The sequence below is a fragment of the Cytobacillus firmus genome (assembly GCF_023612095.1).
Taxonomy (GTDB): Bacteria; Bacillota; Bacilli; order Bacillales; family Cytobacillaceae; genus Cytobacillus.
In genome coordinates, this window is record NZ_CP086235.1 from 1,837,443 (window position 1) to 1,853,181 (window position 15,739).

At 42.4% G+C, this 15,739-nt stretch carries 15 protein-coding genes; 12 read left to right on the plus strand and 3 right to left on the minus strand.

All coding sequences use genetic code 11. From position 1 onward, the window contains the following. Positions 1-87 precede the first annotated feature (87 nt). The 9 genes from LLY41_RS09340 to LLY41_RS09380 all read left to right on the plus strand — a co-directional run bounded on the left by LLY41_RS09340 (position 88) and on the right by LLY41_RS09380 (position 10,189). Positions 88-486, plus strand: coding sequence for a GntR family transcriptional regulator (locus LLY41_RS09340; RefSeq protein WP_163144393.1), 399 nt, complete (start codon positions 88-90; stop codon positions 484-486). Further along, positions 470-1,366: an ABC transporter ATP-binding protein gene (locus tag LLY41_RS09345; RefSeq protein WP_304587666.1), complete on the plus strand. Its 897-nt coding sequence runs from the start codon at positions 470-472 to the stop codon at positions 1,364-1,366. Before LLY41_RS09340 ends, LLY41_RS09345 begins: the two co-directional genes overlap by 17 nt. After that, positions 1,320-3,296, plus strand: a complete 1,977-nt coding sequence (locus LLY41_RS09350; RefSeq protein ID WP_304587668.1) for a DUF6449 domain-containing protein — start codon at positions 1,320-1,322, stop codon at positions 3,294-3,296. Before LLY41_RS09345 ends, LLY41_RS09350 begins: the two co-directional genes overlap by 47 nt. A 33-nt stretch (positions 3,297-3,329) precedes the next feature. After that, positions 3,330-3,851 (plus strand): RNA polymerase sigma factor, encoded by a 522-nt coding sequence (locus tag LLY41_RS09355; RefSeq protein ID WP_286137428.1) that lies wholly within the window; start codon positions 3,330-3,332, stop codon positions 3,849-3,851. Between the two features lie 136 nt (positions 3,852-3,987). Next, positions 3,988-4,755: a 3-hydroxyacyl-CoA dehydrogenase gene (locus LLY41_RS09360; protein WP_304587671.1), complete on the plus strand. Its 768-nt coding sequence runs from the start codon at positions 3,988-3,990 to the stop codon at positions 4,753-4,755. Positions 4,756-4,913: 158 nt separating this feature from the next. Next, positions 4,914-6,077 (plus strand): acyl-CoA dehydrogenase family protein, encoded by a 1,164-nt coding sequence (locus LLY41_RS09365; RefSeq protein ID WP_304587672.1) that lies wholly within the window; start codon positions 4,914-4,916, stop codon positions 6,075-6,077. Between the two features lie 254 nt (positions 6,078-6,331). After that, positions 6,332-7,483 carry a thiolase family protein gene (locus tag LLY41_RS09370; RefSeq protein WP_304587674.1) on the plus strand — a complete coding sequence of 384 codons (1,152 nt, stop codon included), beginning with the start codon at positions 6,332-6,334 and terminating at the stop codon, positions 7,481-7,483. Positions 7,484-7,503: 20 nt separating this feature from the next. Next, the gene (locus LLY41_RS09375; RefSeq protein ID WP_304587676.1) at positions 7,504-9,072 is read left to right on the plus strand and encodes a fatty acid--CoA ligase; all 1,569 of its coding nucleotides are present in this window, start codon (positions 7,504-7,506) and stop codon (positions 9,070-9,072) included. Between the two features lie 19 nt (positions 9,073-9,091). Next, positions 9,092-10,189, plus strand: a complete 1,098-nt coding sequence (locus LLY41_RS09380; RefSeq protein WP_304587678.1) for a CaiB/BaiF CoA transferase family protein — start codon at positions 9,092-9,094, stop codon at positions 10,187-10,189. Between the two features lie 54 nt (positions 10,190-10,243). On the opposite strand, the gene LLY41_RS09385 is transcribed toward LLY41_RS09380, so the two are convergent. Next, complete coding sequence (locus tag LLY41_RS09385) at positions 10,244-10,735, minus strand: hypothetical protein (protein WP_304587680.1); 492 nt, start codon at positions 10,733-10,735, stop codon at positions 10,244-10,246. Between the two features lie 183 nt (positions 10,736-10,918). Here LLY41_RS09385 and pssA point away from each other — a divergent pair, with 183 nt between their 5' ends. Continuing rightward, positions 10,919-11,614 (plus strand): CDP-diacylglycerol--serine O-phosphatidyltransferase, encoded by a 696-nt coding sequence (pssA, locus tag LLY41_RS09390; protein ID WP_048011058.1) that lies wholly within the window; start codon positions 10,919-10,921, stop codon positions 11,612-11,614. Between the two features lie 27 nt (positions 11,615-11,641). Here the strand turns inward: pssA and LLY41_RS09395 are convergent, their stop codons facing one another. Further along, positions 11,642-12,016 carry a nucleotide excision repair endonuclease gene (locus tag LLY41_RS09395; RefSeq protein ID WP_304587683.1) on the minus strand — a complete coding sequence of 125 codons (375 nt, stop codon included), beginning with the start codon at positions 12,014-12,016 and terminating at the stop codon, positions 11,642-11,644. Between the two features lie 77 nt (positions 12,017-12,093). Beyond that, positions 12,094-13,428, minus strand: coding sequence for an FAD-dependent oxidoreductase (locus LLY41_RS09400; protein ID WP_304587684.1), 1,335 nt, complete (start codon positions 13,426-13,428; stop codon positions 12,094-12,096). A gap of 253 nt (positions 13,429-13,681) precedes the next feature. On the opposite strand from LLY41_RS09400, the gene adhP reads away from it, so the two are divergent. Next, positions 13,682-14,698: an alcohol dehydrogenase AdhP gene (adhP, locus tag LLY41_RS09405; RefSeq protein ID WP_304588020.1), complete on the plus strand. Its 1,017-nt coding sequence runs from the start codon at positions 13,682-13,684 to the stop codon at positions 14,696-14,698. Between the two features lie 270 nt (positions 14,699-14,968). After that, on the plus strand, positions 14,969-15,739 hold the full coding sequence (locus LLY41_RS09410; protein WP_095245378.1) for an ABC transporter ATP-binding protein: 771 nt from the start codon (positions 14,969-14,971) through the stop codon (positions 15,737-15,739).

Genomic DNA, 15,739 nt, shown 5'->3' on the forward strand with positions numbered 1-15,739 from the left:
TCTCTTTTCCAATTACTTGTAATATAATCTAACTGTGTTAACTGTACTAGGAATCATAGTACACTGCATACAGATGGGAGGGCAAGCATGTTTGAATTGGATGTAAGGAGCCGAAAACCTATATATGAACAGCTGGTTGAGCGGCTTAAAGAGCTGATCATCACAGAGGTCTTAACAGCAGATGAACAGCTGCCTTCCGTTCGCACGCTGGCCCAGCAGCTGACGATCAATCCTAATACCATTCAGAAGGCATATAGGGAACTTGAGTCCCAGGGCTATATTTATTCCATAAAAGGGAAGGGCAGTTTTGTCAGTGCAGCGACACCCAATCTGAACAGCGAAAAAATAGAAAAAGTGAAAAATGAACTTTCAAAGCTTTTATCAGAAGCTTTATACCTTGGAATCACAAAAAATGAATTATACAAGCTCATACAGGAAATAGAAGCAGCTATAGGGGGAGGGATAGAAGATGATCAAAATCCGTAATGTGCGAAAATCTTTTGAGGAGATGGATGCTGTCGAAGATGTCTGCATCGAAGTGAATAAAGGGTCCATATACGGCTTGCTTGGATCCAATGGAGCCGGAAAGACAACACTTTTAAAGCTGTTGGCAGGCATTTATGCAGAGGATGAAGGAAGCATTGCCATTGACGGCCAGCCGGTGTTCGAAAACCCGCAAATGAAAAATAAGATCTTTTTTATTCAGGATCATCCCTATTTTCTGCCTCAATATACCGTTAAGCAGATGGCGCAATTCTATAAAAATATTTACAGCAAGTGGGATGAAGATCGCTTTGAAGATCTGGCTGCCATTTTTGAAATGGATATACATAAAAAGATTCATAGATTTTCCAAAGGCATTCAGCGTCAGGCTGCTTTTATCCTTGCTTTGTCTGCCAGGCCGGAAGTGTTAATTTTGGATGAGCCTATGGACGGGCTTGATCCCGTAATGAGGAAGAAAGTGAAAAGCCTGCTGATCGATGAGGTTGCTGAAAGAGAAATGACCATTCTTATTTCCTCTCATAATTTGCGGGAAGTTGAGGATCTATGTGATTTTATAGGCATAATGCATAATGGGCGTATGATTCTGGAAAAAGATCTTGATGATCTTAAAACAGATACACATAAAATTCAGGTTGCCTTTAAAGGATCTGTACCAGCCATTTTCGATCCGCTGAAAATCCTTCATAAAGAAAAAAGAGGCAGCATCATGATCTGCATTGTAAAGGGAGATGCAAAGGAAATATCGTCATATGTTCAACAATTTAAACCAGTGATTTTCGATATGCTTCCCCTGACATTAGAGGAGATTTTCATTTATGAAATGGGGGACATTGGATATGCAGTCCAAAACATCCTTGATTAAAAGGGAAATTATAAAAACGATCTTCAGAAGTGTCGGCTGGATTTCCATTGTGTATTTTCTCGGTCTGTTCTTTGCCATTCCTCTTGATATCATAATGAATTCTTCAGAGGAACAGCGGAAATTCCTGGACATTGACAATCTGTTTCAATACAACTTCCAGCTGCAATTTATCTTGAGTATATCAGTACCGGTGGCCTTGTCTGTGTTCTTATTCAGGTATACACAGGTAAAACAATATAGCGATTTAATGCACAGCCTCCCGGTTAAAAGGGAATCCATTTTCCATCAATATGCTTTAGCTGGAATCATACTATTAAATTTGCCGGTTTTACTCATTGCAATGATTGTCATGGTTCTTTACCAGCCAATGGATTTGCAGGATTTTTATTCAGTGGGGGAGATCCTCAATTGGTTGGCCATCACGCTTTTATTTAATACTGTGATTTACCTGGCCGGTGTTTCTGTTGGAATGCTGACGGGATTATCGGCGGTACAGGGTGTGTTAACGTATATTTTTCTCCTGCTCCCTGTAGGCCTGATCATTTTAATTTCTATTAATTTGCCATTCTATTTATTCGGTTTTCCAGGCCAATACTATATGACAAGCAAATTTGAAAAGTTCTCTCCCTTGATTGCATTTACTCAGATGAATATGCGTACACCGTCAAATGTGGAGACTGCCGTTTATCTCATACTTATTGTGTCTTTGTATTTTCTTGGCTTGCAGATCTATAAAAGGAGAAAAATGGAGGCCGTTTCCCACGCGCTTGTTTTTCCTATAACAAAGCCCATTTTCAAATTTGGTGTAACGTTTTGCACGATGCTTCTTGGGGGCGGTTATTTCGGTGAGATGCAGGGCGGAACGAGCTGGATAATAGCGGGATATGTGTTTGGAGCGTTGATTGGATATGCAGCGGCCGAAATGGTTCTTCAAAAATCATGGCGAGTGACTATTCATGTAAAAGGATTGATGGTCTATACAGCCATAATGGCGGCTTTATTCCTCTTATTCCAATTTGACTTGACTCAGTATGAAAAAAGCATACCGAGGGGAAATGAAATTGAGCGGGTTCATTTCAGCGAGAGTTTTCACCTTTATAATGATATTGATCATGAGCAGCCGCTATATTTAAAAGAATACGAGAATATTGATTTGGTCAGAAGGTTTCATGAAAAGCTTGTAAAGGATGAAAACAGACAGGCGCAGGTTTCTGGCCGCGGTTCCGTTTTTATTGTGTATGAACTTAAGAATGGCGAAAAGCTGATCCGCAATTACAGCATTAACAAAAGGGAATATAAGCCATTTCTTAAGCTGATTTATGAATCGGATGAATATAAAATGGCAACAAATGAAATCTATCAGGTATCAGCAGATGATACTACGAAAATCACGATTACCCCGTCCGGGCCAGTTTCAAAACATGCTGTCATTACAGATAAAGAAGAACTAAAAGAAGCTGTTGAGCTATTGACTGAGGAAGTGGATGCTGCTTCTTATGAGGAGCTTCAGGGAATTAACGAGCCATATGCGCATATTGAAATTTATTATAATGACAGCAAAAAAGCTTATATGAGCTGGAATCGTTCTTATACCAGATTTGAGAAATGGCTGGAAGAAAAGTCATTGCTGAATGATGCAAAAGTGAATAGCAATGATATATCGTATGCACTGGCTGTAAAAGCGGAGGATATCGATATCAACTTTGCGGCAGGGTACTCTTATGATGAAGTTTTTGAAGAGATGAATGACAGCAAAACCTCCATCAAAATTACGGATAAGGAACAAATAGAAAGCGGTTTGAGGAATTCAAACGGATACATTGAAGGAGACTACATTATTGCCTTCTATTTTGATGAACAAAGATCAATTGATATTAAGAGCTTTACTGAAAAAACAGTGCCGGATTTTATAAAAGAACGGTTTCAATAATTCGGGAGAAGTTTACAGGAGAGGGGGATTACAGTGAAAAAACCTTCAATGGATATGAGGGAAATCTGCAGACTCTACAATAAGCGGCTTTATCATATTGCTTACAGCATAACCAGGGATCATTATCTGGCGCAGGATGTGGTACAGGAAACACTGATCAAGGCTTATAAAAAAATGGACAGCATAGATGATCAGGATAAGCTGGGATCATGGTTATCATCAATAGCGACCAGAACCGCAATAGATTTTGTGCGAAAAGAAAGAAGGACTAATGAGAGGATACAGGATTCCGTCGATTTTGAAAACTGCATGCAAAGCAGGTACAGCGATACCGGGCAGGAAGCAGAGATCAATATGCTTCAGGAGCAGATATACGCTTATGTGGATTCACTCTCCTATGAACAAAAAAGGGTTTTCCTGCTTAAAACAAAGCATGGACTGAAGGAAAGAGAAATAGCGGACCTTCTCCATCTCAACCCAAACACTGTCAAAACAAAACTATATCGGGTCAGACAGCATCTGAGAGAAATTCTTGTGGATCGGAATTTGGCATAGAAAAACAGCTTCTGAAAAGGAGCTGTTTTTTGTGCAATGACAAGAATTGATAATTAATCAGCCATTCAGCAGGAAAATCACCTTTGCAAATGGAAATGACTTCATAGAAAACCTGATTAATAATAGGAGGTTCATTATGGAATTGAAAGAATGCAGAGCTATAATTACGGGTGGTGCTTCGGGGCTTGGGGAGGCGACAGTGAGAAAAATAACCGGATGCGGAGGGAAGGTCCTTATTGCAGATTTGGCGGAAGATCGGGCGGCACATCTAATCAGGGAACTGGGTGAAAATGTTCTTTTTATGAAAACGGATGTTACAAAAGAAGAAGACGTACAGAGGGCAGTGGCATTTGCTTCTGAACAATTTGGCAGTATTAATACTGCAGTTAACTGCGCCGGCATCGGAATTGCCGCAAAGCTGCTGGGCCGAAAAGGCGTCCATTCTCTGGACATGTTCCAAAACGTCATTATGATAAATCTGATTGGGACTTTTAATGTCATTCGTCTGGCTGCAGAACAAATGGCAAAGAATGACCCGAATGAAGAAGGAGAAAGAGGTGTGATTATTAATACGGCTTCAGTCGCAGCATTTGAAGGACAAATTGGCCAGGCAGCCTATAGTGCATCCAAAGGCGGAGTGGTTGGCATGACCCTGCCGATCGCCAGGGAGCTTTCGGGTTATGGGATTCGTGTAATGACGATTGCCCCTGGATTGTTTAACACTCCCATGTTTGAATCACTGCCTCAGGAGGCGAGGGATTCATTGGGGAAAATGGTGCCTTTTCCTTCAAGGCTTGGATATCCTGAGGAGTATGCCAGACTGGCTGAAAGTATATTAGTGAATCCGATGCTGAATGGAGAGACGATCAGGCTGGATGGGGGCATCCGAATGCAGGCGAAGTAACTCAGTGAACCTTGAAAGAAAGGTTTTTCTGAAAAATGAATTTTAAATGTTCTAAAAATATAGTTAATTTTTGTACAATATAATTGTAAGCCTTTACAAAGGCAATAGATAATACTTTGTGTTATGCCAAAAAAATTTTAGTTTCGGAGGTTCATAGTATGGCTGCGACATACCTGCAGGAAGAGCATGAAATTTTTAGAGAATCTCTGCGAAAGTTCTTAGAGAAAGAAGCCTATCCGAATTATGACAAATGGGAAGCGGATAGAATCATTCCCCGTGAGTTTTGGCGCAAGATGGGGGAGCAGGGTTTTTTATGCCCTGATATTGAAGAAAAGTATGGCGGAAGCAATGTTGATTGGGGCTTCTCAGTCATTATCAATGAAGAACTTGAACGGGTTGGCTCAGGGATGGTGGGAATTGGGCTCCACAATGATATCGTCGTCCCATACATTACTGCTTATGGAACTGATGAACAAAAGGAAAGGTGGCTGCCGAAGTGTGCTGCGGGTGAAATCATTACAGCAATCGCCATGACCGAACCTGGCGCCGGCTCTGATTTAGCAGGCATCAGAACGACTGCAAGGCTTGATGGGGACCATTACATAGTGAATGGCGAAAAGACCTTTATTACCAATGGAATTCATTCCGATTTAATCATCATAGCCTGTAAAACAGACCCCCATGCAGTCCCCCGGCATAAAGGCGTCAGCCTGCTTGCGGTCGAGAGGGGAACAGATGGGTTTTCAAGAGGGAGGAAATTAAACAAGGTCGGTCTTCATTGTCAGGATACGGCAGAGTTAGTTTTCGAAGATTGCAGGGTTCCGAAAGAAAATCTGATCGGTGAAGAAGGAAAAGGTTTTCTATATTTAATGGATAAGCTGCAGCAGGAAAGGCTTGTCGTGGCAATTGCTGCTCAGGTAGCTGCCGAAGAAATGCTTAGTTTAACAATAAATTATGTAAAGAATCGCGACGCATTCGGAAAACCGGTCAGCCAGTTTCAGAACACTCAATTTAAAATAGCCGAAATGGCAACAGATATTGAGATGGGAAGGGTATTTCTTGATCAACTGATCTCAGAGCATATGGCAGGAATAAATGTAGTTACAAAGGTCTCCATGGCGAAATGGAAGCTGACAGAAAATGCCCGCAAGATTGCAGCTGAATGCATGCAGCTTCATGGCGGCTATGGCTATATGGAAGAATACGAGATTGCAAGGAGGTTCAGAGATATACCAGTCGCCAGCATATATGCAGGCACAAATGAAATCATGAAAACGATCATTGCGAAGAACATGGGTTTATCGCAGTCTAACGGGCAGTAAGACCCCCACATCAAGACTCAGAGGAATCAAAGGAGGATAATTGGGGGGCAAACTGCCCGTAAAGGTCCGATTGGTGAGATACAGTGAAACTTGCCGACGCGCAGGCAGAGGCTTAGTTGAACCAATCGGGTTCGTAGTGTCGATTGATCGAAGCGCTAGCGGAGATCTTAGCGACACTAGAACGCGACTAACAATCAGTGGGGGATAAGGAAAACCCCCACTGATTGAAGTTTCACTTTATAGGAGGAGTAAATATGCGTGAAGCTGTCATTGTCGAAGGGGTCAGAACACCAGTAGGAAGAAAAAACGGCTTACTAAAGGACATCAGGGCGGATGATTTGGCTGCAGAAGCACTAAAGGCACTTGTGAAACGTGCAGGCCTGAAGCCCGAAATGATTGATGATGTCATTCTTGGCTGTGTCTCGCAAATAGGCGAGCAAACAGGGGATATTGCAAGGGTCGCTGCATTGATCGCAGGTTTTCCGATTGAAGTGCCGGGTACAACCATAGACCGCCAATGCGGATCCAGCCAGCAGGCTGTTCATTTTGCAGCTCAGGCTATTTTAGCAGGGGATATGGATATTGTGATCGCAGGAGGGGTGGAAAGCATGTCCCGTGTTCCTATCGGCTCCAGCTATCAGGGGGTTGGTTTCAGTGAAAAACTGAAAGACAGACATGAAATCATCCACCAGGGCTTATCAGCTGAACGCATTGCTGAAAAATATGGATTTACAAGAGATGAGCTGGACCGCTATTCATTTGAGAGTCATCAGAAGGCTTTAAAAGCCCAGGCTGAAGGCCGGTTTAAGAGAGAAATTGCATCATTAAATGTGACAATGTCTGATGGACAGCTTTTGACTGTAACAGAAGACGCCGGGCCAAGAAAGGAAACCTCTCTGGAAGCATTGGCAAGCTTAAAAACTGTTTTTAAAGAGAATGGTGTGATTCATGCAGGAAATTCCAGCCAAATCAGCGATGGAGCTGCAGCCCTATTAATAATGTCGTGTGAAAAGGCAGAGGAGCTTGGAATGAAACCAAGGTTCAAAATTCTAGCACGTACGGCAGTAGGCTCAGATCCTACATTAATGCTGACTGGACCAATACCCGCAACAGAAAACGCGTTAAATAAAGCAGGACTGGCTATTGAGGACATCGATGTATTCGAAGTGAACGAAGCATTCGCTCCTGTACCGCTTGCCTGGCTGAAAGAAACAGGTGCGGATCCGGCAAAGCTTAACCCAAATGGGGGTGCCATTGCACTCGGCCATCCTTTAGGCGGAAGCGGTGCACGGCTGATGGTCACCATGATGCATGAACTCGAAAGAACAGGAGGGCGCTATGGACTGCAGACGATGTGTGAAGGTCTTGGGATGGCGAATGCGACTATTATTGAACGATTAGATTGAAAAAATGGGGAGGAATGAAAATGACAACTACTATAGGAAGAATTTTTGATCTTACTGCCGGGAAATTTCCGGATAAAGAAGCTCTGTATGATGTCAGAAAAAATCTGCGTTTTACCTATAAGGAATGGAGTTTTGAGATCAATAAATTGGCCAATGCTTTAATAAATGCAGGCGTCAGGAAGGGTGACAGGGTTTCAACCTGCCTTTTTAACACTGAGGAGCTTGCTACCGCATTCTTTGCCTGTGCAAAAATCGGCGCCGTGTTTAATCCGATCAACTTTAGGCTGATGTCGGAAGAAATTGCTTATATCCTCCAGGATGCAGAGCCAAAAGTAGTGTTATTTGAACAAATGCTGGAATCCGGCATTACCCCCATCGCTAAGCGTTTTCCGCATACAGAATTCTGGTACATTGATGAAAATCCGCCAGCATACGCTTCATCCTACCGGGAAAAGGTCGATGCAGCATCGCCTGATGAAATAGACATTGAAATACATGAAAATGATTTGTACGCCATCATGTACACAAGCGGCACCACGGGAAGGCCGAAGGGTGTAGTCCACAGACACAGGGATATGGCTGAACAGAGTCTAATTGTTATAGGAGCGACAAAGCTTGAAAGCAATGACAACGGACTCGTGACTGCACCTATGTTCCACTGCGCAGAGCTTCACTGTGCCTTTCTGCCAAGGGTGCATGTGGGTGCTGCCAATACCATCCTCCATCACTTTGATGCAAAGGAAGTATTGCGGTTAATTTCAGAAGAAAAAATCACAAAGTTTTTTGCGGCACCGACCATGTGGAATATGCTGCTTCAGGAAAACTTGGACCATTATAATTTGGAAAGCCTGAAGCTGGGACTGTATGGTGCGGCACCGATGGCTCCTGCTCTTGTGTATGCTTGCCGTGAAAAATTAGGCATCTCCCTGGTACAGGCATATGGAATGACCGAGATGGGTCCGGCGATTACATTTTTATCGGAAGATGATCAAATCAGGAAAGCTGGATCTGCAGGACAGGCCTGTTTAAACCATGAAATCAGGATTGTCAGGCCGAATGAGAATGGTCCATCAGATCCAGATGATGTGATGCTTCCTGGAGAAACGGGTGAAATCATCGTAAAAGGCCCATGCATGATGAGTGGTTACTTCAATCGGGACGAGGCAACCGATCATGCCATGCATAGAGGCTGGTACCACTCTGGTGACATCGGTTATCTGGATGACGATGGCTTTTTGTTCGTCAAAGACAGAGTCGACGATATGATCATCAGCGGCGGAGAAAATATTTATCCCCGTGAAGTGGAGGATCTTTTATATACCCATAATGGGGTTCTGGATGTGGCAGTGATCGGCCAGCCGGATGACCGCTGGGGTGAAACCGTCACAGCTTTCGTTGTCAAAAAAGATCCGGCACTCTCTGAAGAAGAACTCGATGAATTATGCAGGAATAGTGATGAACTCGCCAATTATAAGCGGCCGAGAAAATATGTTTTCTGTGAAGCACTGCCAAGAAATGCGAGCGGCAAGATTCAAAAGTTCATGCTCCGAAAGCAGCTGGAGGATCTGTTCGCTGAAGGGAAAATCTAGCCGGAAGAAGGAATGCAAGATGTTAAAAGGCATAAGAGTGATCGACTTTTCCAACTATCTTCCTGGACCGTTTGCTTCCCAGAGGCTTGCAGAGCTTGGAGTAGAAGTGATAAAAGTGGAACCGGAAGCCGGTGACCCCGGAAGGCATCTGGATATCAAAATAGAAGGAACAGGTGCAGTGTTTGCCGCCAATAACCGCGGCAAAAAAAGCATTACACTTAACCTGAAGAGCGAAGAAGGAAGAAATGCTGCCCTTATGCTGATTTCAGAAAGTGATGCGGTGCTAGAAAGTTTTCGGCCTGGTGTAATGAAAAAGCTGGGTCTGGATTATGAGAGTGTGAAAAAGCATAAACCAAATATCGTTTATTGCTCTCTTACAGGCTACGGTGAGAATGAAGACTATCAATATTTAGGAAGCCATGATTTAAATTATATGGCCGTAAGCGGGGTCCTTGCCCAGCTGAAGGACCGCAGCGGCCGTCCTGTTCACCCGTCCAACACAATAGCGGATTTTATGGGAGGAATGGCAGCCAGTGAAAGGATATTGGCTGCACTGCTTTCCGGCAAAATGTCCGGAAAAGGCGGGCATCATTGCATTTCAATTGCCGAAGTGATGGCTTCCACCATGGGGAACCATTTGCTCATTGAAAATAAGACAGGATATCCTAATGGGCTTTCTGTATTAAACGGGGAAATCGTTGCCTATTCTCTTTATGAAACAAAGGATAACCGGTTTGCTGCACTTGCTGCTCTGGAGCCGAAGTTCTGGATAAACTTCTGTAAGAGTGCAGGAAGGGAGGAGTGGATTGATTATCATCTTTCCAGTGCCTCTGGCGATAATCCTGTCTTTTTGGAGATAACCGAATTATTTAGAAGCAGGACATTAAAAGAGTGGACTGAATTTGGCCGTGACGCAGATTGCTGTCTGACTCCTGTATTGGAGACCGGCGAATTGCAAGACTTTCCGCTATTTAACGGAATTTTAGATACTACCCAAAATTACCCTTTGGTAAAAATGCATGGCGGAATAGAATCAGCAATGGGGGGGCCTCCAAAATTAGGAGAACATAATGAGGAAGTTCTAAGCAGTATTGCAAAGAGAAATATTAAAATATGACCGGAATGATTAAAGAGTCCCTAATCTTGAGGATGATTAGGGATTTTTCATTTATTATGCCTCAAAAATGGTGACACTGGCGAAATCCAGGCGAGTCACTCTTCCTTGGGGGAAAGGCGAAGGGCCGGATAGTACAAGACGGATCTTATCTCCCTTCTCCAGCTCTTCCAGCAATAAAGTGGAAGTTGCATAATCTACGTCAAAGTTATTGTTATTAAAAGATGTTTGGGAGTTGATGAGAGTTCCGCCATTCCGCTGAAGCTCAAATTTCAGCGGCAGATTCGCCTGTCCTGCAGCAGCAAATACTTGTACGCTGAACTGAAGAAAATAAATACCGTTTTCCTTAACTGTAATGGTATTGTTCATCGGATCAAAGTAAAAATGGGATTTCCCTTTAGCGCTGTTGAGGCTGACTGTGGATGGTATGGATGTGTTCTGGTCAAAAAATTGGGGAATGAAATCATTGGTTACATAAATTTTGCCCGGAGCTTTTGAAAATCCTTCTTTACCCGAGCAATAGTGTTCATCGGAATTAAAAGATAACAAATAAATCACCTCCTTACTATATTTAATGATTAATTTCAAAATAGGTATAGACAAGTAACTAAATAAATGGATTTTTACTTTTGATTTACGAAAGGGAGGGATGTAGCTAGGATTAAATGGTATAATGAAAGGGAATATATATTAAAATAATCTTTTTCAAATTTTGGAGTGTGATGGTCACTAGTGCGTTTTATTAAAACAATCCCCAATATGGTCACTTTGGGTAATTTATATTGCGGCTTTCTTTCAATCGGCATGGCTGCCAATGGAGAATTTAAAAATGCAGCCATATTAATCTTAATCGGTATGATGCTTGACAGCATGGACGGCAGGCTGGCCAGAATGCTGAAAGCGGATAGTACACTTGGAAAAGAACTTGATTCTCTGGCAGATATTGTTACATTTGGCGTTGCCCCTTCATTTTTGGTCTTTTATACATACTTTTTTCAATTTGGAATACTTGGATTAGCTGTGTCAGGTCTTTTTCCTTTATTTGGCGCATATCGGCTTGCCCGATTCAATATCAGTCCGCCAAAATCCTCTTTGAACTATTTTATTGGAGTTCCGATAACTGCAGCAGGCGGAATCATGGCAATATTGACCCTTTTTGGTGAGCATATACCCAATATCATTACAACGGTTGTATTCACCGCACTCTGCTTTCTTATGGTAAGCAGAATCCGGATTCCCAGCTTTAAAGAAGTTCCCCTTCCGAAATACGGAACAATTGTTACCGTTTTTCTGGGAAGTGTTCTGTACGTTATTTACAAGGGCTCTTACGGGCCGTTTCCCGATTTGATTTATATTGCGATACCGCTTTACATTGCGTATTTGACATACCGATTCATAAAAGGCAAAAACAAAAAAGAAATTGATTAAACAAAAAAAGGCCGAGATGGCCTTTTTTTATTTGTAAAATACTTTGTCGATATTATATTTTGCCTGAAGGGCATTGATGATATAAGTCTCATAAATCTCGCGCTCCATGCTGTCTTCCACGTAAATTACCGCAATTTTATGGACATCATCACGATGATTTTTTATAGGGGAAACATTGTCTTCAAAATGCTTTTTAACCCGCTGTCTTAATTTGCGGGCCTTTCCTACAAAGAGCAGATCTTCTTTCGCATCAAAAAATAGAATCATGCCGCCCTTGTCTCTTGGTATCTTATGATAATCTGTGAATCCATAGACACTGCTAAGGTCACTTTCTCCTGCCTGTCCCGTTTGTCTGTTTCTTGTAATGACGAGACTAGGTTCTGGTATTTCAATTTTTATCAATATCATCACTTCCTATTCTAAAGATTAAGAGTAACATATACCTGCAAAGTAATCCATATTCATAGAGGGAAATTAATTTATTTCTTTCGCCTTCGAAAAATATTCCTTACTGCTCTTGGGGTGAACAATACTGCCGGATGGGCCTGCAGATGGAGCACTTTCATAAAGCAGTCATATGTATAGGGATCATATGAACAGGCATTGACCACTTTTTTGACATACCATTGAAGAAGGGGCAGTCCCAAAGGTTTAGCCCCGGCTGTATGGGAGAATCTAAAATCCTCAGTTAAAGCAATTAACCAGGGGATATCCACTATTTTGCTGATTTTTCTATGGAAATTATACGGGTCCGCATCCGCTTCTCCTGCACTTATAAGGATTTCCTGCAATGCCATTGCTTCCTTTGCAGCAATGCTCATTCCCTGCGCAAATACCGGATCGATCCGGCAAAAAGCATCACCCATGACAAGCAGTCCTTTAGGAAAGGTCTTCATTTTTTCGAAATGATATCGCCTCATGGAAGGAAAACGGTATACCTTTATATCTGAAGCAGGTTCTCCATTTTTTATGCAATCATAAATATGCGGCCTTTCCAGGTTTTTCGCTGCCTCGAGAAATTCATTGTTATCCGCTGGCGGATTATTGGCACCATATCCAAAGAGGGTAATCATCCATTCATTGTTCTCGGTTGGAGAGATGGATCCTCCAAAGGATTGCAGAGGGGGATTCGGATAAACCAATAAACTTTTCCATTCACTATCTGACCGGATCCTTCTATAAATACGGTTTGCATAGAATAAGTTGATAGATATCTCTGTTTTCTTTGGCTGGGCCACCCCGAGCTTGTCGAGGCACATAAGTGCAAGACTGCTGGCACCGGATGCATCAACAGTTAAATCGGCAGTATATATAGCATTGCCTTCTGCGGTATCCGCTTCAATACCCGTAATTCTTGAACCGTTTAAGGCGAAACCTTTGACCCTTGTGTTATATAAAGTATGTATATTTTGAATCTGATCTATTCTTTTGCGAAGATGATATTCAAGAAATGGACGGCTTTGCTGAATAATAGAGCAGCCTGAGTTATATCTGATTTTCCAGCTTCCATGGTGGTGCCAGGCTATGTCAGTGGCAAAATCGGCAGGTATAGAACCTCCTTTTATCATTTCAGCTATCAGACCCGGAAAAAGGTCCTCAAGTATTTTCTCTCCGCTCTTCAGAAGAACATGACCCTGAGCGGCCTGTGGTACCCCTTTTCGCGGGCAACCCTTTGGCTGTTCTCCATCTTTTTCGATAATAATGACCTTTTCGAAGGAGTCTGAAAGGACCCTTGCCGCCAGCATGCCGGCGATGCTCCCTCCGATCACAATGGCCGTTTGTCTTTTACTGTATTTTCTTTGATTTCCAGGCATTCAAAAATCCTCCATATGATTCATTACTTTTATAATAGTACCTGCTGACTAATAAAGATATCGTTAAGAGCAAATAGCAAGTCAAAAAATGGTTTGTTTGCAAAGCTGTAAAAAATTATCGTCACATTTGTGAAATGATTCACAAATTCATTGCCGGACAACATGTTTTGTTAGACAATGACGATGTAGTTGATATTCCTAAATTACAATTGAGGTGACAGACATGTGTGAACAATGCAGCAGTGAAAACATGATGAAAGCAGCAGTTGTGCATAAATTTAAGGAAAGCCTGGAAATTGAAAATGTAAGAGTACCATCCGTTGGAAAAAATGATGTATTAGTAAAAATAAAAGCCTGTGGTGTTTGCCATACTGATTTACATGCTGCACATGGTGACTGGCCTGTTAAACCGGCACTTCCTCTTATCCCGGGTCATGAAGGGGTCGGAGAAGTTGTAGAAGTGGGAGAAGGCATTACACATTTGAAGGCTGGAGACCGAGTCGGAGTGCCTTGGCTATATTCTGCCTGCGGACATTGTGAATACTGCTTAACCGGGCGTGAAACACTTTGCCATAATCAGCTGAACGCGGGATATTCCATTAATGGCGGATACGCAGAATATTGTCTCGCTGATGCCCGATATGTGGTGAAGGTTCCTGATTCTCTTGACTATGTTGAGGCAGCACCGATTTTTTGTGCTGGTGTAACGACATATAAAGCGCTCAAGGTAGGGGAAGCAAAGCCGGGTGAATGGGTCGCTGTTTATGGTATTGGAGGCCTTGGACATGTAGCAGTCCAATATGCAAAAGCCATGGGATTAAAGGTCGTGGCCGTCGATACATTTAACGAAAAGCTGGAGCTGGCAAAAGATTTGGGTGCAGATTTAATTGTTAATCCTAAAGTTGAGGATTCTGCTGTCTTCATACAGCGCAAAATTGGCGGGGTTCAAGCATCCATATGCACGGCAGTGTCTAAACATGCTTTCAATGAAGCATATCGTGCTGTCAAACGCGGAGGAAAATGCGTAGCCGTGGGATTGCCGCCTGAAGTTATGGAAGTTCCGATCTTTGATACAGTTCTGAACGGTGTCAGCATTGTCGGTTCTATTGTCGGAACAAGAAAGGATCTGCAGGAAGCCCTCCAATTTGCAGCAGACGGCAAAGTAAAAACTATAGTGGAAACGGCATCCCTTGAAGAAATTAATAGAGTCTTTGATGATCTTGAAAAAGGGAAAATAAATGGGCGTATCGTTATAAAATTTGAAGATTAATAGAATTCGCTTTACGGCTGGGCACATGTGTGTCCAGCTTTTATTAATTTACTCGACCCAGCTAATATATCACCATCTTCATAGTGAAAAATACTTACACATAAGGAATTTGTCATATCAATATTTCCAATCACATAAAAATGAAAAATAGCTTAGGAGAGAAAAATATTTAAAATATTAAAAGGAGAAAACACTTGTATAAAGAATATTAAAACTATTCGTAATTTTATGAAAAATATTTCACCAATCGAATTAAAGGGGGTTAAAAGATTGGGAATTTTGGAGATAAAGGATGCTACTTTAAGGTTTGGAGGCGTAACAGCTCTAGACCATGTCTCGTATGGGGTGCAGGAGGGGGAGATTTTTTCGCTGATTGGTCCAAATGGAGCAGGTAAGACAAGTATGCTGAATTGCATTAGCGGACTGTACAAACCTTCATCCGGATCGATTTATTTTAAGGGGGAAGATATTACAAGGTATAAACCACACAAAAGAGCTAGTATGGGCATTGCCCGTGCTTTTCAGAATATCGAGCTTTTCCCGCATTTGTCTGTTTTGGACAATCTGATGCTTGGCAGGCATGTGAGAATGAAAACCGGGCTGCTTGCCGGAGGGCTCTATTGGGGAAAGGCGCAGAGAGAGGAAATTGAACATCGGAAAAAAGTTGAGCAGGTGATCGATTTTCTTGAAATCGAGGATATCCGCAATACCCCAGTGGGAACTCTTTCATATGGACTGCAGAAAAGGGTCGAAACCGGCAGGGCTTTGGCACTGGAACCTGAAATTCTCCTTCTGGATGAGCCGATGGCAGGCATGAATAGTGAGGAAAAAGAGGACATGGCCAGATACATTATCGATATTCACGAAGAAATGAACACAACCATTATATTAATTGAACACGATATGGGAGTTGTAATGGACTTATCCGATCACATTGCAGTTCTTGATTTCGGGAAGCTGATTGGCTATGGGACACCGGAAGAGATTCAGAATAATCCTAAAGTCATAGAAGCCTATCTGGGAGAAGAGAATGCCGTATAA